Raw genomic sequence first — 13560 nt, forward strand, 5'->3', positions numbered from 1 at the left:
AGCGGACATTTCAATCTAGCCACTACAAACAATGTCTAGGCCAGATTCAAATGTCCGCTTCCCAGCTAAGTTGAAATGTCCGGGTTTGCGGGCTTGAGGTGTGTTTCTCTTGGGTTACAGATCACGCAGTGTCGAAGAGTGGATCCTGAACGGGCAGGGTGCTTACGCTTGCGTCGCTGTCCCTTGCAGACCGACGGCCAGGTTTGCGTGCGGGCTGTTGGTTCTGTCTGCGTTCAGCGAGATCCACGATCACTTTCTCGACGTCGGCCTGCGTGAACTCACGCTGCTTCTTTTTGTTCGGCTGAGAGGTGTTGCGGTTCGTCTTGGTCGAGTCGCCTCGATGCGTTCTGGATGGAGCTTTACCGATCCTGCTGTTATCGCGTTGCGCCTGGATCGCCTGAGCAACCTGGAGCACATGACTCAGGCGCTTGTGTTCGATAACAGCGGCTTGATCGATCTCGGCCAGCCGGTCGTACTGCCTGCAGAACAACACGCGACCCTCTGTTCGGAGTTCGATGCGCCCGTCCGGGTACTCCCAAACCTCAATCGTTCGATCGATCAGCTTCCGATTCTCCGGCGTATCGTCCAGCAAATACATCACTCGGTCGTACTGCACCGTCAGCGACTTCGTGACTTTCCGCGGCTCGCGCCACGTCAGCACCAAGTCGAGATTCTCATCGGCGCGCAGCGGCCGGTGTGCATTGAAGTCGCTCTTCGGCGGCTTTGCGAAGCGCGCGTTGTAAGCAGCCATGAAGGAGGGCGCGTAAGCGTTAGCGTCGGCCACCGTGTTGATCCCGCGTAGTCGCATCTCCTTGACCAAGCGATCCTGTAACGTCAGATGTGCTCGCTCGACTCGCCCCTTGGCCGGACTACTGTTTGCGCAAAACGTGTCGATGTTCAGCTCGTACATCGCTCGACCGAAATGCGTCACCCGATTACCAGTCTTGCCCGGCGTTGTATTGCGGAACACGCTGTACTTGTCGCTATAGAACGCACTCGGCTTGCCGTGGCGCTCGATGTACGCACGCGTCGCCTCGAAGTAGCTGAACGTCGATTCGGTCTGCGTGAAGTGCAGCCCCATCAGCCGGCTCGTCGCGTCGTCCACATACACCAGCAGCGTGCAGGCCGGCGCCCGTTCCTCGAACCACCGATGATCGCAGCCGTCGATCTGGATCAGTTCGCCCAGGCACGCGCGTCGTGCTCGCGGCTGATAGACCTTGGGCGGGCGTTGCCGGCGCGGCACCCATAGGCCAGCGTCGGTCATCAGCTTGCGAACCGTTTCCTTGGCCAGCCGAATGTCGTGGCATTCGTACAGCTTCTCGCAGGCCAACGTCGGTCCGAAATCGGCGTAGCGATCCCGGATGATCGACAGCACCCGATCAGTCATCATGCTATCCAGTCGGTTGTTGCTGGGCTTCGTGCGCCGTTGCGACACGAGACCTTGCGGCCCGTGCTCACGCAATCGGCCGACCAGTCGCCGGATCTGCCGCGTCGTCAACCCGAGTCGTTCGGCCGCGCGCCACGGCTGGAGCTTACCGTCCGCCACGTCCTGAATGACCTTGAACCTGTCCAGCTCGCACATCGTCATCGTGATCCGTTCCGTTGCAGCCATCGAAGCCTCCAGCGCTGGATTCCCAGCGGCCGGTCAGCTTACGATGGGTCGAAAAGCGGACATTTGAACTTAGCCAGAAGCGGACATTACAACTTAGCCGCTACAAACAAAAAATTCGATCATCAGCATTATGTCAAATAGGCGTCGCGCCCAACGGGCGGCCAACGACGGCCTTTTCCCCGTTTTCGCCTGACCCGTATTTCCACCTATTACAACAATCGGCGCCACGCCGTCATCCCATGTATTGGGATCGAAGAACGCACCGCCATGCTAGACCTATTCGGGGAAGTCATTGTCACGTTGGACGACGTGAGGCTATGGGTCGCGGCGCTCGCGCCCGCGTACATGTCCAGCGAACGGTCCTTCAACCGCTACGTTCGGCTTTGGGACGTAGCCGGCAAGGTGCGTGCCGCCAAACTCGCCGGCACGTTCGATTCCACCATCGCGCGGCACATCGAGCGCCGCGCGCACCTGTCCCGTCGGTTCGGCCTTCACCACCCATAAAAAAACCCGGCTCAGGCCGGGTTTTCTTCACGCCGCGGGTGTTGCGGCCGCACCTTTGTGCAGCTTCCACCACACGAAGCCGTACATCAGCGCCGCGCCAATGGCGGCCGACTTCCATTCGATTTTCGGCATGTCCTCTCCGTTATCGCTTGATGAATCGGCCCGTGCGCTTGCTGCGCGCCGGGGTCTTGTGGTGGCGCTTGTGCGCCGTCTTACGCTTACGAGTTGCCATGTGCGGCTCCTTTGGTCAAGTGGTCGAGCAGAAGCTTTTCGAGCGTCGCGAGACGTTCTTTCATGTTGCGCAGGTCTGCGCGCACCGCGCCGTAGGCGATCAGCGACGCCGCGACCTGCCCGCCGATCTGCACCAGCAGCGCGGCATCCATCATTGGCCCTGCGCCGGGGTGGCCCTGCCTTCCGACAGGAACACGCCGAGCAGCCCGAACAGGCTCGACAGTGCGGTTCCGACCATGCCGACGACGTGCGGATCGGCGCCATTGGCGACTGCTACCTGCGTTGCGACGGCCGACAGACCGGCCAGCGCCGCGTGCGTTGAGGGTTCCTGCAGTCGTGCGAAAAATGCGCTCATCTCGATCAATCTCCGTGTGGTTCGTTCTACTACAGTCCGGCCGGGATCATGTCCCACGCCGAGGTTGGAAACGGCATGTTGATGCCCTGCTGCACCTGCGGTAACTGCGCCTGCTGCTGCTGCATGCGATCGTTCGCGAACGAGGACATGTCGACCAGCAGCGACGAGCCCGCCGACGCCGCGGCGCCGGCCGCGTTGTCCCAAATGACGGATGCGACGTTCGACGCGATGCCGGTCGCCCCGCCCGCTTGGGTGTACTTTCGATCGATGTACACGCCCACGCCGATCAGCGTCAGCACGCCCGTAAGCATGAGTGCGGTTTTCGGGCTCATCACATGTGTCCGAATACGCCGGAGTACGACTGCGGCCCCGCGACGGAATCACCGCCCGGTGCGTCGATCGTCCCGAACATGTACGCCGGTTGCCCGCTGACCGGGTCCCACAGACTTTGTGTGAAGTTGGTGCCTTCCATCGCTGCGAAGTTTGCTTCTTCCCGCTGAAACGCGGCTTGTGCCGCGCTCCATGCGCTGGGGCCGGCTGCTGAGCGGTTGTGTCGGTCCCACGCCCACAGCACGACGAACAGCGCGATCAAGTGGTCGGTTTTCATGCGTCAGAACCCATAAGTGTTGGGAGCGAGGATGTTGTACATGCCCGAGAAAGGCGACTCCTGCACCTGTCCCGTCTGGCTGTTGTACGTCACCTGACCCGGGTCGACGTAGATGCCGCCCGCGTCGAATGTGCCGTTGCCGAACACCGTGACGCCGCCCGGCAACTGCATGCCGCCGGCGGTCGCGCCCGTCGTCGCGATCGGTGCGCCGCCGATGTTGCTGATGACGTTCGACCAGAACGGCGCCGCGCTGCTGCCGATGGCACCTTGCCCGCCGCTCGCCGGCGCTCCGGCCTTCGTTGACTTGCGCGCGACCGCATACAGCACGGCCGCCGCGCCGACCACCAGAATCAGGCCCGTCTTGTCGAGTTTCATACGCTCGTCCCTGCGTCCGTTTGCACCCCGCCGTATGCGGCGAAGTTGGTTTCGTCCTGCGCGAGTGACAGCGTCGGTTGCCCGTAGGGGCTGCCGGCGAGACTCGCCCATTCCTTGTTGCACTTCCCGATCGCCGTCGCGACCGCGCCGTTTTGCACGTCCGCGAGCGCGCCGCGCCGCTTGATCAGCCAGCACGCCGCAAGGTCTTGCGACGCCGGCGAGAAGTCAGGCAGGTTGAGCGCGGCTTGCGCTTCCAGCCACGTCGAGTAGAGGATTTGGTACGCGCCGGCCGCCGTCGAGGTGTAGCCGTTGCGCGTCACCTTCACGTTGGGATGGCGCGACATGTCCGAGAACTGGCCGCCCCCGAACAGCGTGTTGTATCCGTTCGGCCCCGACGTGCCTTCGCCCACGCGCACCATGCGCAGGAACGCCTGTACGTTCGTGTTGCTCAGGGCTGACGCCGGGTCCGTGAATGCGTTCTGTACGCTCGAGTTCAAGTTGCTCACCATGTCCGTGAAAAAGCCGCCGCCGGTATCGGTTGCGCTGCCCCCGTCTACCGCGTTCGGGTCGTATGTGACGCTCGCACCGTCGTTCGCCCACACCACATAGGCCGCCGCCGCGAGCGCGCCCGCCGCGATGATGTACAGCGGCCCCGGCGCGTTCATACGTTGGGTTCCTCGTACCACTCGAACGCCGCCCCGATGCCGAGGTTCGTAATCGAGCTCCACACCGTCAGGCCGAATCCCGGCGGAATCACCATCGGCTCCGTCGGCGTCCACCCTGCGATGGTGACCGTGGTCGACAGTCCGAAAAGCAGGTCTGCCGCCGCGACAGTCGGCCCCGTGACCGTGGAATCGCTGCGAATGGACGCAAGGCTCGCGGTCCCGCCGAGCAGCTTCGGCTGCCCCTGCTGCCCAAGCGTCGCGAGCGCCGCCGTCTGCCCGTAGAGCAACAGCGAATCCGCCACGTTGCCCGAGCCCATCTGCAGCAGCGCGCGCAGCACGATCCGGTTCGGGTTGTTCGCCGGGTTCCAGAGCTGGACGCGGCTGAATTGCCCCGATACCGCAGCGATGGACGTGAACCCCACATAGGCGTTGTTCGCCATCGTGCGCGCCTTGCTGCCGTCCACGACTGCGACGGTCCCCTGCAGCGTGTTGTCATCGATGCGGCCGTTTCCGATGACCACCGAGCCGGCAATCTGCCCCTGCCCCACCGCGTTCGCGATCGTCCACGCGTTCGGGCCGGCCGTGCCGTCTGGCGGCAACGTGATCGCCTGCCCCGGATACAACAAAATCTTGCTGCCCGGCTTTCCGCCCGGCGTGACGATCAGGCCGGTATCGTTGCCGCCCGCGTTGCCCGTGACGTATTTCAGGTATCGCCCCGGCGCGTTGACCTGCTGCGGAGCGCCGCTGGCCGGCGCCGTGAAATCGAATTTCTGCATGTCAGGCCTTGCCCTTGGAGAACGCCATGACCCCGACAATCGCCACGACAGCCATGCCGGCCGCGATCAGATAGCGGTTGTCGTTCGCCGCGGCGACTTGCGTTTGCGCCAGTTGCGACGCGATGCCCGTGACGGCCTGCGTCGCTTGGTTAAATCCGCCCGTCAGATGGTCCGCGAGCGCCGTGCTCGTTTGCAGCATCGACAGGCCCACGTCCGCCAGATGGTTCGACGCCGCGATCGTGCTTTTCGCCACGTCCCCCATGCTCGACGTTGCCGCAGTGGATACCGCGCCGTTTGCGTTGATCGCGCCGAGCGCCAGCGCACCCTGCGCGTTGAGCGCGCTCGTTGCGACCTGCCCCGCGACGCCGGCACCGCCGAGCGCCGCGCCGATGCCGGCTTGCACTGCGCCCTGATCCGTCGCCACGATCGACGTGAACATGGTGTTGTTGTCGCCGCTGATCGCGGCCCCGCCCTGCACGGCGTTGCGTCGGTCGTTGTAATTGTTCTGCGTGCTGCTGGCTGATTGGTTGCTGTCCGATCGGTTCGCCGGCGTGTCCGGCAAGCCCATCGCGAGCAACCGAATCTGTTCGGGTCGCTTGATCATTTCAATTCCTTCCGCAGCACCACCGAGGCGCGCGAGTATCCGCAGTTTTCGAGTTTCCGCACCAGCCCGCCCCGCCGCGTCTGCACGCGCACACTGGCGCAGCCGACCATCGCGCACTGTCGTTCGATCAGCGGCAGCACGTGTGCGACCAGATCGAAATCCGCGCGGCCGTGCGCAAGCACAATCTCCGCTTCGCGCCGCTCGCCGCGCACGCGCAGCCGCAGCACGTAGAACGCGACCGGCACGCCGTCATCGAGCACGCGAAAGAACGTGGCGCCGTCGAGGCAGTCCGCCGCGTCGACCATGCCGTCGCTCGTATCGGTGCGCGCGCGATCGCGCGGCGACGCGTCGAACGCGGCCGCGACTTCGGCGCGGTGCGCGTCCGTGATCCGTTCGGCGTGCGCCGCGATCTTTTTCATTTTTTCCGCATCACCACGATGGCGAGGCCGATGACCGCGAGCAGCACCAGCGGATCACCGAACGCGCCAGTAGCTGCCGCCGTGAGGCCGCCGACGCCGCCGGCCAGCCCTTGCGCCAGCGTCGAAACCGGGTTCGCTGTCGCGTTCGCGCTACCGCTGCCGAAGTTGACCGACCAGCCCGAGTCGTCCGCCGTGAACGGGTTGAACGGCGCATTCGATGACGTCTGCGGGCCGCCGCCGCCGAGCAGCGACGACAGCGCCTGCCCGGCCGCCATCGCCGCAGCGCTGTACGGGTTCGAGTAGGCAAGACCCATTGCCGGGTTGGTGCCGTTCATCGATCAGCCCTTGTGGATCGCGAGCGCAATCACCGCGAATATGCCGAGAATCAGGATGGTCCGATTGCTCTGCGAGCCGTTGATCTGCGCGGCGGCGGCGGAACTGGCCGCCTGCCCTTGCGCGACAAGCCCCGCTTGCGTGGCTTCGTAGCGGCGGTAATCGAGGTTTTGACCATTCGTATAGATGCCCGTGAATGCGCCCAAGCCCTGCGACAGCAGCCCGAACACCTGCGGCGCGTAGCTGGCGCCATAGCCGGCTTGATCCGCGCCCGTGATCGCCTGCCCGGTTGCCGGCACGATGTTCGTGCCGTCCGACTGCGGCCCGACTGACGAGTCGCCAATCGAGAAACCGTAGGTATTGCCGCCCACGCCGAGCTGCGAGGGGTCGAAAATGATGGGGTCTGCGATGGGATCCATGAGGCGTTTCCTGTAGGTGTCGAAAAAATGGCGCGCGGGGCAGCGCAATCAAGCGGCCCGCGCGCCCCCGGCCCTTACATGTTGCTCAGGATATCCAGCACCTCGACCACCGCCGTCACCGTGTCGGCCGCCGAGAACGTCGGGTTGAACTCCAGCGCCGTCGCGTCCGCCGTCTTGACGGCGTTCGCGTAGTTGTTGTCCGCGCACGGGTCGTAGCTGTAGAGGTTCGTCTGCGCGGTTTTCTGATACTCGCCCTGCCAGAACGAGTTGACCGCCGTCGTGACGTTGTCCCAGATCACGATGCCATTTTTCTTCACTTCGAGGGCCGTGAGGTTGCCGCCGTGCGCGAAATGCACGCGCTTGATGATCGCGCCACGGTTCGTGATATCGATAAGCTTCATCGGGAACTTGCCCGATGCCGCGAACGAGCCCGTGAACGGAATGTGCTTCGCCAGCACGCCGAGCTGGGCCGGCGGCCCGAGTTCCGCGTAGGAATCGAGCGTCGGCGCAGTCGCGCCCGAGATATCGACCTCGACGGTCAGCGACGAGACGCCCTTTGCCGTGTTGAGGTTTCCGACATACTGTTCCGTCATCGTCTTGGCACGGGGTTCCGTGAAGTCGATGGTGAGGAAGCCGGCCGAGGCCGTGAGGCCGCGATACTGGTTGATCAGATCGAGGCGCGAGCCGATCGCGTTGACGATGATCTTGCCGTTCAGCTTCACGCGGATACCGGTAATCATCGCCTTGGTGAACGTGGTGCCGCCCAGCGCGAGAATGATCTTGTTGTACGACATGCCAACCGGAAGGTTGACGGTTGCCGTGCCGGTCGCGACGACGTTCGTAAAGGGGACGTTTTTGACGAGAAGCATGCCGGCCCCTTAGGAAACGATGGTCGTGAGCAACGGCACGTTCAGCGACGTGGCGACCGGGCGGATGACGATTTTCGTCACGGCGTTCATCGCGAGAAACATCGCGTAGGCCTTGAGCAGGTCTTTCATGGTTTCGACTCTCCGAAGTGAGCCGCCCCATGCGGCCCGTCTGTGAGCCTCAATGCTCAATGCGGGGGGCCGAAAACCACGAATCCGCGACCTATGGGACGCGACCTATAGGGCGCGTCCGAAGTGCCAGAAATGGCACCAAAAATATTTGCGTGGTGTCGCGCCTAGACCACGGCCGAGCTGGCATAAAAAAACCGCGCCGAAGCGCGGTCTATGGGTCGCGGTCTAATGGGTTAGCCGCGCTTTGTCTCGCCGGTCGCCATGTCGCGGCGAATCCATGCCAAGTCCGGCAGGTTGGACACGTCATCCTCTGGCACGCGCAGCGCGCGCGCTACGGCCTTCACGTCGTTGTCGTAGGTCAGGCGGCCGGTGCGCACGAAGTTGCAGTTTCCGAGAAAGTCTTTGTCGATCGACGCCGGCCGCTGCGACAGGCCGTAGATGACGATGCCGCGCTTTCGGCCGCGACCGGTCAGCATGCCCCACCCTACCGGCGAGCGCGAAGGCGTCGTGACCAGTTTCAGCTCGTCCACGATGAACGTCAGCCGTTCGGCCGCGAACGCGATCCGGCAGATTGCGTCGAACTGCCGCACGGCCACGGCCGGGTCAGGCGATGGGTGGAACACGACGCGGCACGCGCCGTCCGGGTGCGCCGCCTTGAAGCCTTCCAGCACATCGGCCACTCGAGTGGCCACCGTGCCGAACGCGCCCCACTCCATGTCCGGATCGAACACGATCAGCCGGCGCGGTCGCGCGCGCTCCATCAGCCGCTTGACGTAGCTCGACTTGCCGCTTCCGGTCGCGCCTAGCACCGCCTCAATGTGCGCCTTCGCCTCAACGCCGTAGGTCGGCATTTGCGATGCCGTTCTCCGTTTCGTCGCCATCAAATGTCCGGGAAAACGGGCGTTTGCCCGGTCGCCTGCCGCAGCGCGTCGGCCGCGCTCGCTGGCTGCTCGCCACCGCGCACCGTGTGCGGATCGTCCAGCCCGCGCGCGGCGCGCGCCAGCGCGAGCCGGTCGGTCTGGATCTTGAGCGCGACCACCTTCGCAGACTGGTAGAGCGCCGGCCCGCACACGGCGAGCGCCATCAGTTCGCACGGCATCGTTCCCTCGATATCCCAGCCGTACTTTTCCAGCACCGGCGCGATGCTGGCCGCCATCAGCGCGCGTTGCTTTTCCGACCAGCCCGCGCCCGGCGCGTATCCGTCCAGCATGGACGACACCAGCTCGACCATTCCGGCCGCGCCGCGCGCGTAATCCGGCCCGGCCGCAGCCGCTTCCGCCGCGGCACCTGGATTCAGCGTCGCCGCGGCCTCCGCATCGATCCCGGCCGCCACGCCATCGAGCGCGGCGAAGCCGCCGCCCACGTCCAACTGTTCGCCGTCGATCATTGCCGCCCCGCCAGCACGTCAAACACCGAGCGCGTCGCGGCCCGCGCGGGCCGCTCCTCCACGACCACATCGGGCGCACCCGGCACCGAATCCGCGACCGGCTGCGCGATCGGCCCTGCCTCGAACAGCGTCACGCGCTCCATCAGGCGCTTGTTCGCCTCCGTTCCCTTCTTCGCGTACATCGGCAGATCGCACCAGCCGCACGACATATCCAGCGTGCCGATTTCGTTTTGCTTGACCGGGATATCCCGCCCGCAGCAGTGGCACTTCGCCGTTCCGATGACTTGTTTTTTCGGTTTCACTCGCATGGTTCCCCCGTGTTGATCTAGATCGCCTCTACCGCTTCCACCAGCCGCCTCACGGCGTCGATTTGCTTCGCCGCGAGCATCCGCTCAACCGGCGTCAGCCGATCGAACAGCGAGCGCAGCGCGCGCGCTTCCCGCCGCGCTGCCGCGATTCGTGCCACTTCCACCGGTTTTTGCCACTCAGCAGACGGCGAACCCGCCGTATCGCCCTGATTTTTCATAATCCGAAAGCCAATCCGCTATCCCGTCGTCATCGGCAGCATCGCCGCGCGTACAGTTATTGACACAAGTCCAAGCGCGGGCGATGCCCGCGTGAACACCCTCGCTCACTCGACGCGAGACGATTTCCCATGCGTGGCGCACGCTTTCCACCAGCACCGTAACGAGCTTGCGCCGATCGCCTACGATGCCGTCGCGATACGTGACCCACCCCATCGCGCGCACGCCGCGCACTACCTGCCCGAGCGGCTCGCCATACCTGCCCTCGCGCGAGTCCCACTCTTTCGCGAGTTGTACTGGACGGGCATCACGCGGCGCATGGATGCCGCCGTTCGCTTGAATGAACTCAGCCCACGATGCCGGCTTCGCCTCGCCCGTTGCACTTTCCATCTTGTTGACGGCGCGGTGCGCGGCCGCCAGTTCCGCTGGAGCGCCCTCAGGAAGTTCGGCAACACGGCGCAGCTCGCGCCATACCGTGACCGGCGGGCCGCCGACCTGCTGAAACTGCCGGATGCGCCACGTCGACGCCCAAGCTTCGACGCGCGCCGACGATTCAAGCGCCGGATTTCCATACAGGTCATCCCCCACGGCATAGCCGTCGATGTTTTTAGATACGTATTTCGCGACGTAGCCCGCCGCGCTTCCCTTGTTCCAGTCGATCGGCTCGAAGTCCGCGCGGTGCTTCTTCGCGCCGCGCTCGTCGGGCGAGTCCTGCAGCGCGTAGCCGCGCACGATCGCGCACACGCGCGGCAGCGCCGCCCGGCGCACGTCGCCGCGCCAGCCCGGCGCGAAGAACACCAGCACGTGCCAGTGCGGGGTGCCGTCGTGATTCGGCTCTGCAATGCGGAAGCCGTACCACTGCAGCCCGACGCGCTGCAGCTTCGCCCGCAGCCGCGCGAACATGCGCGCCAGATACGCCTGCGCCTCGTTCGGCTTCGTGCCGTCGTACAGCGGATTCGCGCGGGCCTTGTCGCCAGCCTTCCGCCATTTGTGCATGCGCGACGGGCAGGTGATCGTGAAGAACAGGCCGACATGCCCCATGTCTCGCGCGATCTGCTCGAACCCGGCAATGCGCGTCATCAGTTCGGCGCGCCGGATCGCCTTGTTCGCGACGCCGCGCGCGGCGAGCTCGGCCAGCGTGAATTCGTCGCCCTGCTCGTTGCGCGCGATGGTCTGCTCTAGCATCGCGGCATTGCGCTTGCGCTGCTGCGTCCGGCGCCCGAGCGATTCTTCGCTCACGTACATGTCGCGCGCCGCGTTGACGTATCCGAGCGAGATAGCCGCCGCCTCGACGTGGCGCGCGTGCATGCGGCGCAGCGCGCGACGCCACCAGAGCGCGTCCGTCATGCGCTTCACCGCCGGCACGTCGCGCACGCCCTTGATTTCGCCCGTGCGCGGGTCGATGCGCTCCGGCTCCGGCGCGTCGCACTGGTGCGCCTCAACTATGCGCGTCATCGCTTCGCGCGCCGCGCGGGGTTCGTGGTACAGCTCCGCGAGCGCGGCGCACTCAGCCGCCAGCACGCCCGCGCGATCGCAGATCACGCCGTCGTTCGCGCCGAGCGGCAGGCGCACGGCGTCGAGTTGTTCGGTGAGGGAAAGCAGGAACAGGTTGGATTCGCGCCGGTCGCCGCCGGCGCGCCGCTCGTCGTACTGGCCGAGGATGCGATCGCGCCAGCGCGGCGGGAGCCCCGCGACGCGCGACGCGCTCCATTCTTCGTCCGACGACAGGCGGCTGTAGGTCATCAGAGATCGAACGCCAGTTCGTTGTCCGGGACGATCAGGTGCAGCGGCGCATCACCGTTCACGACCTCGACCAGCGCGTGTCCGCCCGGGATCGAGCAGTGGCACGCGTTCGCGTCTTTCGGGCCGACCTGCGCCACCTTGCCGCGCCATCCGTCGCAGTACGAGTAGAACTCGCCGCGCGCATCGATCCGCACGCTGTCGCCCGTGCGGAATCGCGAACCGATGAAAGCGCCGCTCATGATCAGTTCACGTTGTGGACAATGACGTCGTCCGGCGTCGCGTTGACGATCTTCGCGGGCGAGCCGTCCGGCAGTTCGTCCAGACGGATCGTCAGCACCTTGTCCGTGCCGTCCATATTGCGCTCGACCGCCTGCACGACGCCCGCGCGGCCCTTGTCCGGGTGATTCGCGTCAGCCTTGATGACGGCCGTATCCCATGCCTTCGACATTTTTAAGACTCCTGAAAGAAAACAGCACGCGCCGTAACGAGGGATGCCGAACGAGCCGGCGCGCGCCGTGGTTGGTCCGTTCGGTGTTTGGAAAGCAGCGCCCGGATCCGGGCCAGCTCAGCGTCGCCGGCCGCCGTCGCGCGAATGTGCGCGACGCGCGGCACTTGGCGCGCGACGTATGACAGGTGGGACGATCCCGCGTAGCCGATATCACCATCCTCGACGCGGTAGCCGATTTCAGCGAAGGCGGCCGACGTGCTCATGATTTGTCGTCCGGCCAATGGGCCACGATAGCGGCCCCGATGAGGATCCCGACCAGCAGGCCGACCAGCAGCATCAGGCCGAGCAGCGCCATCACGATGGAGTCGGTCATTGCGGGTACCTCGCCACGTAGGCGCGCGCCCACGCCTCAACGGCGTTCGCCACAACCCCCTTTTCGAACTTCGTCGCGTCGGCGGGCAGGATCAAGCACGCGATGGCGTGCGGATCGGCTTCGGTCGGGTTCTCGGCATAGATCGAGATCGATTCATGCATGTAGTCGGCTAGGGTCGTCATGGTCACGCCCCCAGCCAGTGGAAAAACGCGTCCACGACGCGCGCAACGCGCGAGCGGCGGCGGAAGTACGGCCCCTCGAGCGTGAACCCGCCGAGTGCCGTTGTTCGAACCCCACAAATTTGTAACGATTTTTTGCGCATTGCCGCATCCCCTGTCTAACCCATCCCCGAAAGAAACCTCGCCCCGCGCCTTGCTGGATGGCCGTCCAGCGCCGTTGGGATGGGTGAAAACGGGGGCGCGTTTGGGGCGAGTGATCGGAAGAATAGTCTCACCAACTGTAACGTGTCAATGTCGATGTAACGTTGCGGAGTATGTTACGTTCCACTAGCCTTGACATCGGGTGAAGTCAACAGGGAGGGTGTATGAAAACAACAATCCAATATCTGGACGCGCTGAAGAAGCGCCTTGACCTGCCGTCCGACTATGCGGCGGCGAAAATGCTGGGCGTGACGCGTGCCGCAGTCAGCCGTTACCGCAACGGTCTTTCCGTGTTTGATGAGGCGACGGCAATCCGGGCGGCCGATCTGCTCGACCTCGATCCACTCGAAGTAATTGCCGCGTGCAAGGCAGAGAGCGCGACGGACGCGCGTGCGCGCCGCGTGTGGGAGAACGCATGGGGAAAAGCGACGGGAGCGGCGGCCACGGCAGCGATAGCCGTGGTTATGGTCGGGCTAGCCGGCGCTCCCTCGCCCGCGCAATCAGCGCCAATCCGCGCTGATGTTCCCAGTCTCAGCATTATGTAAAATTAAATTGGTTTTGCAAATCAATGACATCGGCTGTGTCGAAGTTGGCCGGCGCCGTCTCGAAGCATTCGATGACGAATACCATATTGTCCGGTGAACGACACGAATGACCGGTCACGTCGACGATAGGCACGAAGCTTGGAAAGCGGAGTTCTTGCACCACGAAAGCGCGTCACAGTGCGTAGTTTCTGAGGCGGTAGCGGGCACGAGGCCGGGATAACAGGATTGGAAAGCGTGGAGCGACTATCATACTGGCTGCCTC

Annotated in this window: 24 protein-coding genes; 2 read left to right on the forward strand and 22 right to left on the reverse strand. The window is 64.6% G+C overall.

Annotated elements, in window-relative coordinates; translation table 11 throughout:
- Positions 1-121: 121 nt before the first annotated feature.
- Positions 122-1612, reverse strand: a complete 1491-nt coding sequence (locus FFI87_RS31670) for an ISNCY family transposase (RefSeq protein WP_138847460.1) — start codon at positions 1610-1612, stop codon at positions 122-124.
- A gap of 267 nt (positions 1613-1879) precedes the next feature.
- Between FFI87_RS31670 and FFI87_RS31675 the strand changes: the two genes are divergently transcribed.
- Complete coding sequence (locus tag FFI87_RS31675) at positions 1880-2116, forward strand: hypothetical protein (RefSeq protein ID WP_138850433.1); 237 nt, start codon at positions 1880-1882, stop codon at positions 2114-2116.
- Between the two features lie 218 nt (positions 2117-2334).
- Here FFI87_RS31675 and FFI87_RS34655 read toward each other — a convergent pair whose 3' ends face one another.
- The 21 genes from FFI87_RS34655 to FFI87_RS31775 all read right to left on the reverse strand — a co-directional run bounded on the left by FFI87_RS34655 (position 2335) and on the right by FFI87_RS31775 (position 12555).
- Complete coding sequence (locus tag FFI87_RS34655; protein ID WP_175739520.1) at positions 2335-2502, reverse strand: hypothetical protein; 168 nt, start codon at positions 2500-2502, stop codon at positions 2335-2337.
- The gene (locus FFI87_RS31680; RefSeq protein ID WP_138850434.1) at positions 2499-2702 is read right to left on the reverse strand and encodes a hypothetical protein; all 204 of its coding nucleotides are present in this window, start codon (positions 2700-2702) and stop codon (positions 2499-2501) included. Before FFI87_RS31680 ends, FFI87_RS34655 begins: the two co-directional genes overlap by 4 nt.
- Before the next feature lie 29 nt (positions 2703-2731).
- Complete coding sequence (locus tag FFI87_RS31685) at positions 2732-3034, reverse strand: hypothetical protein (RefSeq protein ID WP_138850435.1); 303 nt, start codon at positions 3032-3034, stop codon at positions 2732-2734.
- Positions 3034-3309, reverse strand: a complete 276-nt coding sequence (locus tag FFI87_RS31690) for a hypothetical protein (protein WP_138850436.1) — start codon at positions 3307-3309, stop codon at positions 3034-3036. Before FFI87_RS31690 ends, FFI87_RS31685 begins: the two co-directional genes overlap by 1 nt.
- A gap of 3 nt (positions 3310-3312) precedes the next feature.
- Entirely contained in the window at positions 3313-3684 is a 372-nt protein-coding gene (locus FFI87_RS31695) for a hypothetical protein (RefSeq protein ID WP_138850437.1), read from the reverse strand.
- Positions 3681-4349 (reverse strand): glycoside hydrolase family 104 protein, encoded by a 669-nt coding sequence (locus tag FFI87_RS35115; protein WP_244100699.1) that lies wholly within the window; start codon positions 4347-4349, stop codon positions 3681-3683. The genes FFI87_RS31695 and FFI87_RS35115 overlap by 4 nt, the downstream gene beginning before the upstream one ends.
- Entirely contained in the window at positions 4346-5125 is a 780-nt protein-coding gene (locus tag FFI87_RS31705) for a hypothetical protein (protein WP_138850438.1), read from the reverse strand. Before FFI87_RS31705 ends, FFI87_RS35115 begins: the two co-directional genes overlap by 4 nt.
- A gap of 1 nt (position 5126) precedes the next feature.
- The gene (locus FFI87_RS31710) at positions 5127-5693 is read right to left on the reverse strand and encodes a hypothetical protein (RefSeq protein WP_244100698.1); all 567 of its coding nucleotides are present in this window, start codon (positions 5691-5693) and stop codon (positions 5127-5129) included.
- A gap of 32 nt (positions 5694-5725) precedes the next feature.
- Positions 5726-6148: a hypothetical protein gene (locus FFI87_RS31715; protein WP_138850440.1), complete on the reverse strand. Its 423-nt coding sequence runs from the start codon at positions 6146-6148 to the stop codon at positions 5726-5728.
- On the reverse strand, positions 6145-6483 hold the full coding sequence (locus FFI87_RS31720) for a hypothetical protein (protein WP_138850441.1): 339 nt from the start codon (positions 6481-6483) through the stop codon (positions 6145-6147). The genes FFI87_RS31715 and FFI87_RS31720 overlap by 4 nt, the downstream gene beginning before the upstream one ends.
- Positions 6484-6486: 3 nt before the next feature.
- The gene (locus FFI87_RS31725; RefSeq protein ID WP_138850442.1) at positions 6487-6900 is read right to left on the reverse strand and encodes a hypothetical protein; all 414 of its coding nucleotides are present in this window, start codon (positions 6898-6900) and stop codon (positions 6487-6489) included.
- A gap of 74 nt (positions 6901-6974) precedes the next feature.
- Positions 6975-7769 carry a major capsid protein P2 gene (locus FFI87_RS31730; protein ID WP_138850443.1) on the reverse strand — a complete coding sequence of 265 codons (795 nt, stop codon included), beginning with the start codon at positions 7767-7769 and terminating at the stop codon, positions 6975-6977.
- A 362-nt stretch (positions 7770-8131) separates the two neighbouring features.
- Positions 8132-8749 carry a type IV secretory system conjugative DNA transfer family protein gene (locus FFI87_RS31735; protein WP_261378674.1) on the reverse strand — a complete coding sequence of 206 codons (618 nt, stop codon included), beginning with the start codon at positions 8747-8749 and terminating at the stop codon, positions 8132-8134.
- A gap of 29 nt (positions 8750-8778) precedes the next feature.
- Positions 8779-9285: a hypothetical protein gene (locus FFI87_RS31740; RefSeq protein WP_138850445.1), complete on the reverse strand. Its 507-nt coding sequence runs from the start codon at positions 9283-9285 to the stop codon at positions 8779-8781.
- A complete protein-coding gene (locus FFI87_RS31745) occupies positions 9282-9593 on the reverse strand; it encodes a hypothetical protein (protein WP_138850446.1) in 312 nt (103 codons plus the stop codon). Before FFI87_RS31745 ends, FFI87_RS31740 begins: the two co-directional genes overlap by 4 nt.
- A 17-nt stretch (positions 9594-9610) precedes the next feature.
- Positions 9611-9811: a hypothetical protein gene (locus FFI87_RS31750; RefSeq protein WP_138850447.1), complete on the reverse strand. Its 201-nt coding sequence runs from the start codon at positions 9809-9811 to the stop codon at positions 9611-9613.
- Complete coding sequence (locus tag FFI87_RS31755; RefSeq protein WP_186381779.1) at positions 9771-11381, reverse strand: replication endonuclease; 1611 nt, start codon at positions 11379-11381, stop codon at positions 9771-9773. Before FFI87_RS31755 ends, FFI87_RS31750 begins: the two co-directional genes overlap by 41 nt.
- 170 nt (positions 11382-11551) lie before the next feature.
- Positions 11552-11791, reverse strand: coding sequence for a hypothetical protein (locus FFI87_RS31760; protein ID WP_138850449.1), 240 nt, complete (start codon positions 11789-11791; stop codon positions 11552-11554).
- Between the two features lie 2 nt (positions 11792-11793).
- Complete coding sequence (locus FFI87_RS31765) at positions 11794-12000, reverse strand: hypothetical protein (RefSeq protein ID WP_138850450.1); 207 nt, start codon at positions 11998-12000, stop codon at positions 11794-11796.
- A 2-nt stretch (positions 12001-12002) separates the two neighbouring features.
- Positions 12003-12263, reverse strand: coding sequence for a hypothetical protein (locus FFI87_RS31770; protein WP_138850451.1), 261 nt, complete (start codon positions 12261-12263; stop codon positions 12003-12005).
- A 106-nt stretch (positions 12264-12369) separates the two neighbouring features.
- The gene (locus FFI87_RS31775; protein ID WP_138850452.1) at positions 12370-12555 is read right to left on the reverse strand and encodes a hypothetical protein; all 186 of its coding nucleotides are present in this window, start codon (positions 12553-12555) and stop codon (positions 12370-12372) included.
- Positions 12556-12917: 362 nt separating this feature from the next.
- Here FFI87_RS31775 and FFI87_RS31780 point away from each other — a divergent pair, with 362 nt between their 5' ends.
- On the forward strand, positions 12918-13298 hold the full coding sequence (locus FFI87_RS31780; RefSeq protein WP_138850453.1) for a DUF3693 domain-containing protein: 381 nt from the start codon (positions 12918-12920) through the stop codon (positions 13296-13298).
- The last annotated feature ends 262 nt before the right edge of the window (positions 13299-13560 follow it).

It is taken from the genome of Burkholderia sp. KBS0801 (genome assembly GCF_005937855.2).
GTDB classification, from domain to species: Bacteria; Pseudomonadota; Gammaproteobacteria; order Burkholderiales; family Burkholderiaceae; genus Burkholderia; species Burkholderia ambifaria.

What these genes read in the sequence shown, in the direction of transcription:
- FFI87_RS31670 (WP_138847460.1), bottom strand. Translation starts at nt 1,612, where the DNA reads ATGGCTGCAACGGAACGGATCACGATGACGATGTGCGAGCTGGACAGG.
- FFI87_RS31675 (WP_138850433.1), top strand. Translation starts at nt 1,880, where the DNA reads ATGCTAGACCTATTCGGGGAAGTCATTGTCACGTTGGACGACGTGAGG.
- FFI87_RS34655 (WP_175739520.1), bottom strand. Translation starts at nt 2,502, where the DNA reads ATGATGGATGCCGCGCTGCTGGTGCAGATCGGCGGGCAGGTCGCGGCG.
- FFI87_RS31680 (WP_138850434.1), bottom strand. Translation starts at nt 2,702, where the DNA reads ATGAGCGCATTTTTCGCACGACTGCAGGAACCCTCAACGCACGCGGCG.
- FFI87_RS31685 (WP_138850435.1), bottom strand. Translation starts at nt 3,034, where the DNA reads ATGAGCCCGAAAACCGCACTCATGCTTACGGGCGTGCTGACGCTGATC.
- FFI87_RS31690 (WP_138850436.1), bottom strand. Translation starts at nt 3,309, where the DNA reads ATGAAAACCGACCACTTGATCGCGCTGTTCGTCGTGCTGTGGGCGTGG.
- FFI87_RS31695 (WP_138850437.1), bottom strand. Translation starts at nt 3,684, where the DNA reads ATGAAACTCGACAAGACGGGCCTGATTCTGGTGGTCGGCGCGGCGGCC.
- FFI87_RS35115 (WP_244100699.1), bottom strand. Translation starts at nt 4,349, where the DNA reads ATGAACGCGCCGGGGCCGCTGTACATCATCGCGGCGGGCGCGCTCGCG.
- FFI87_RS31705 (WP_138850438.1), bottom strand. Translation starts at nt 5,125, where the DNA reads ATGCAGAAATTCGATTTCACGGCGCCGGCCAGCGGCGCTCCGCAGCAG.
- FFI87_RS31710 (WP_244100698.1), bottom strand. Translation starts at nt 5,693, where the DNA reads ATGGGCTTGCCGGACACGCCGGCGAACCGATCGGACAGCAACCAATCA.
- FFI87_RS31715 (WP_138850440.1), bottom strand. Translation starts at nt 6,148, where the DNA reads ATGAAAAAGATCGCGGCGCACGCCGAACGGATCACGGACGCGCACCGC.
- FFI87_RS31720 (WP_138850441.1), bottom strand. Translation starts at nt 6,483, where the DNA reads ATGAACGGCACCAACCCGGCAATGGGTCTTGCCTACTCGAACCCGTAC.
- FFI87_RS31725 (WP_138850442.1), bottom strand. Translation starts at nt 6,900, where the DNA reads ATGGATCCCATCGCAGACCCCATCATTTTCGACCCCTCGCAGCTCGGC.
- FFI87_RS31730 (WP_138850443.1), bottom strand. Translation starts at nt 7,769, where the DNA reads ATGCTTCTCGTCAAAAACGTCCCCTTTACGAACGTCGTCGCGACCGGC.
- FFI87_RS31735 (WP_261378674.1), bottom strand. Translation starts at nt 8,749, where the DNA reads ATGCCGACCTACGGCGTTGAGGCGAAGGCGCACATTGAGGCGGTGCTA.
- FFI87_RS31740 (WP_138850445.1), bottom strand. Translation starts at nt 9,285, where the DNA reads ATGATCGACGGCGAACAGTTGGACGTGGGCGGCGGCTTCGCCGCGCTC.
- FFI87_RS31745 (WP_138850446.1), bottom strand. Translation starts at nt 9,593, where the DNA reads ATGCGAGTGAAACCGAAAAAACAAGTCATCGGAACGGCGAAGTGCCAC.
- FFI87_RS31750 (WP_138850447.1), bottom strand. Translation starts at nt 9,811, where the DNA reads ATGAAAAATCAGGGCGATACGGCGGGTTCGCCGTCTGCTGAGTGGCAA.
- FFI87_RS31760 (WP_138850449.1), bottom strand. Translation starts at nt 11,791, where the DNA reads ATGAGCGGCGCTTTCATCGGTTCGCGATTCCGCACGGGCGACAGCGTG.
- FFI87_RS31765 (WP_138850450.1), bottom strand. Translation starts at nt 12,000, where the DNA reads ATGTCGAAGGCATGGGATACGGCCGTCATCAAGGCTGACGCGAATCAC.
- FFI87_RS31770 (WP_138850451.1), bottom strand. Translation starts at nt 12,263, where the DNA reads ATGAGCACGTCGGCCGCCTTCGCTGAAATCGGCTACCGCGTCGAGGAT.
- FFI87_RS31775 (WP_138850452.1), bottom strand. Translation starts at nt 12,555, where the DNA reads ATGACGACCCTAGCCGACTACATGCATGAATCGATCTCGATCTATGCC.
- FFI87_RS31780 (WP_138850453.1), top strand. Translation starts at nt 12,918, where the DNA reads ATGAAAACAACAATCCAATATCTGGACGCGCTGAAGAAGCGCCTTGAC.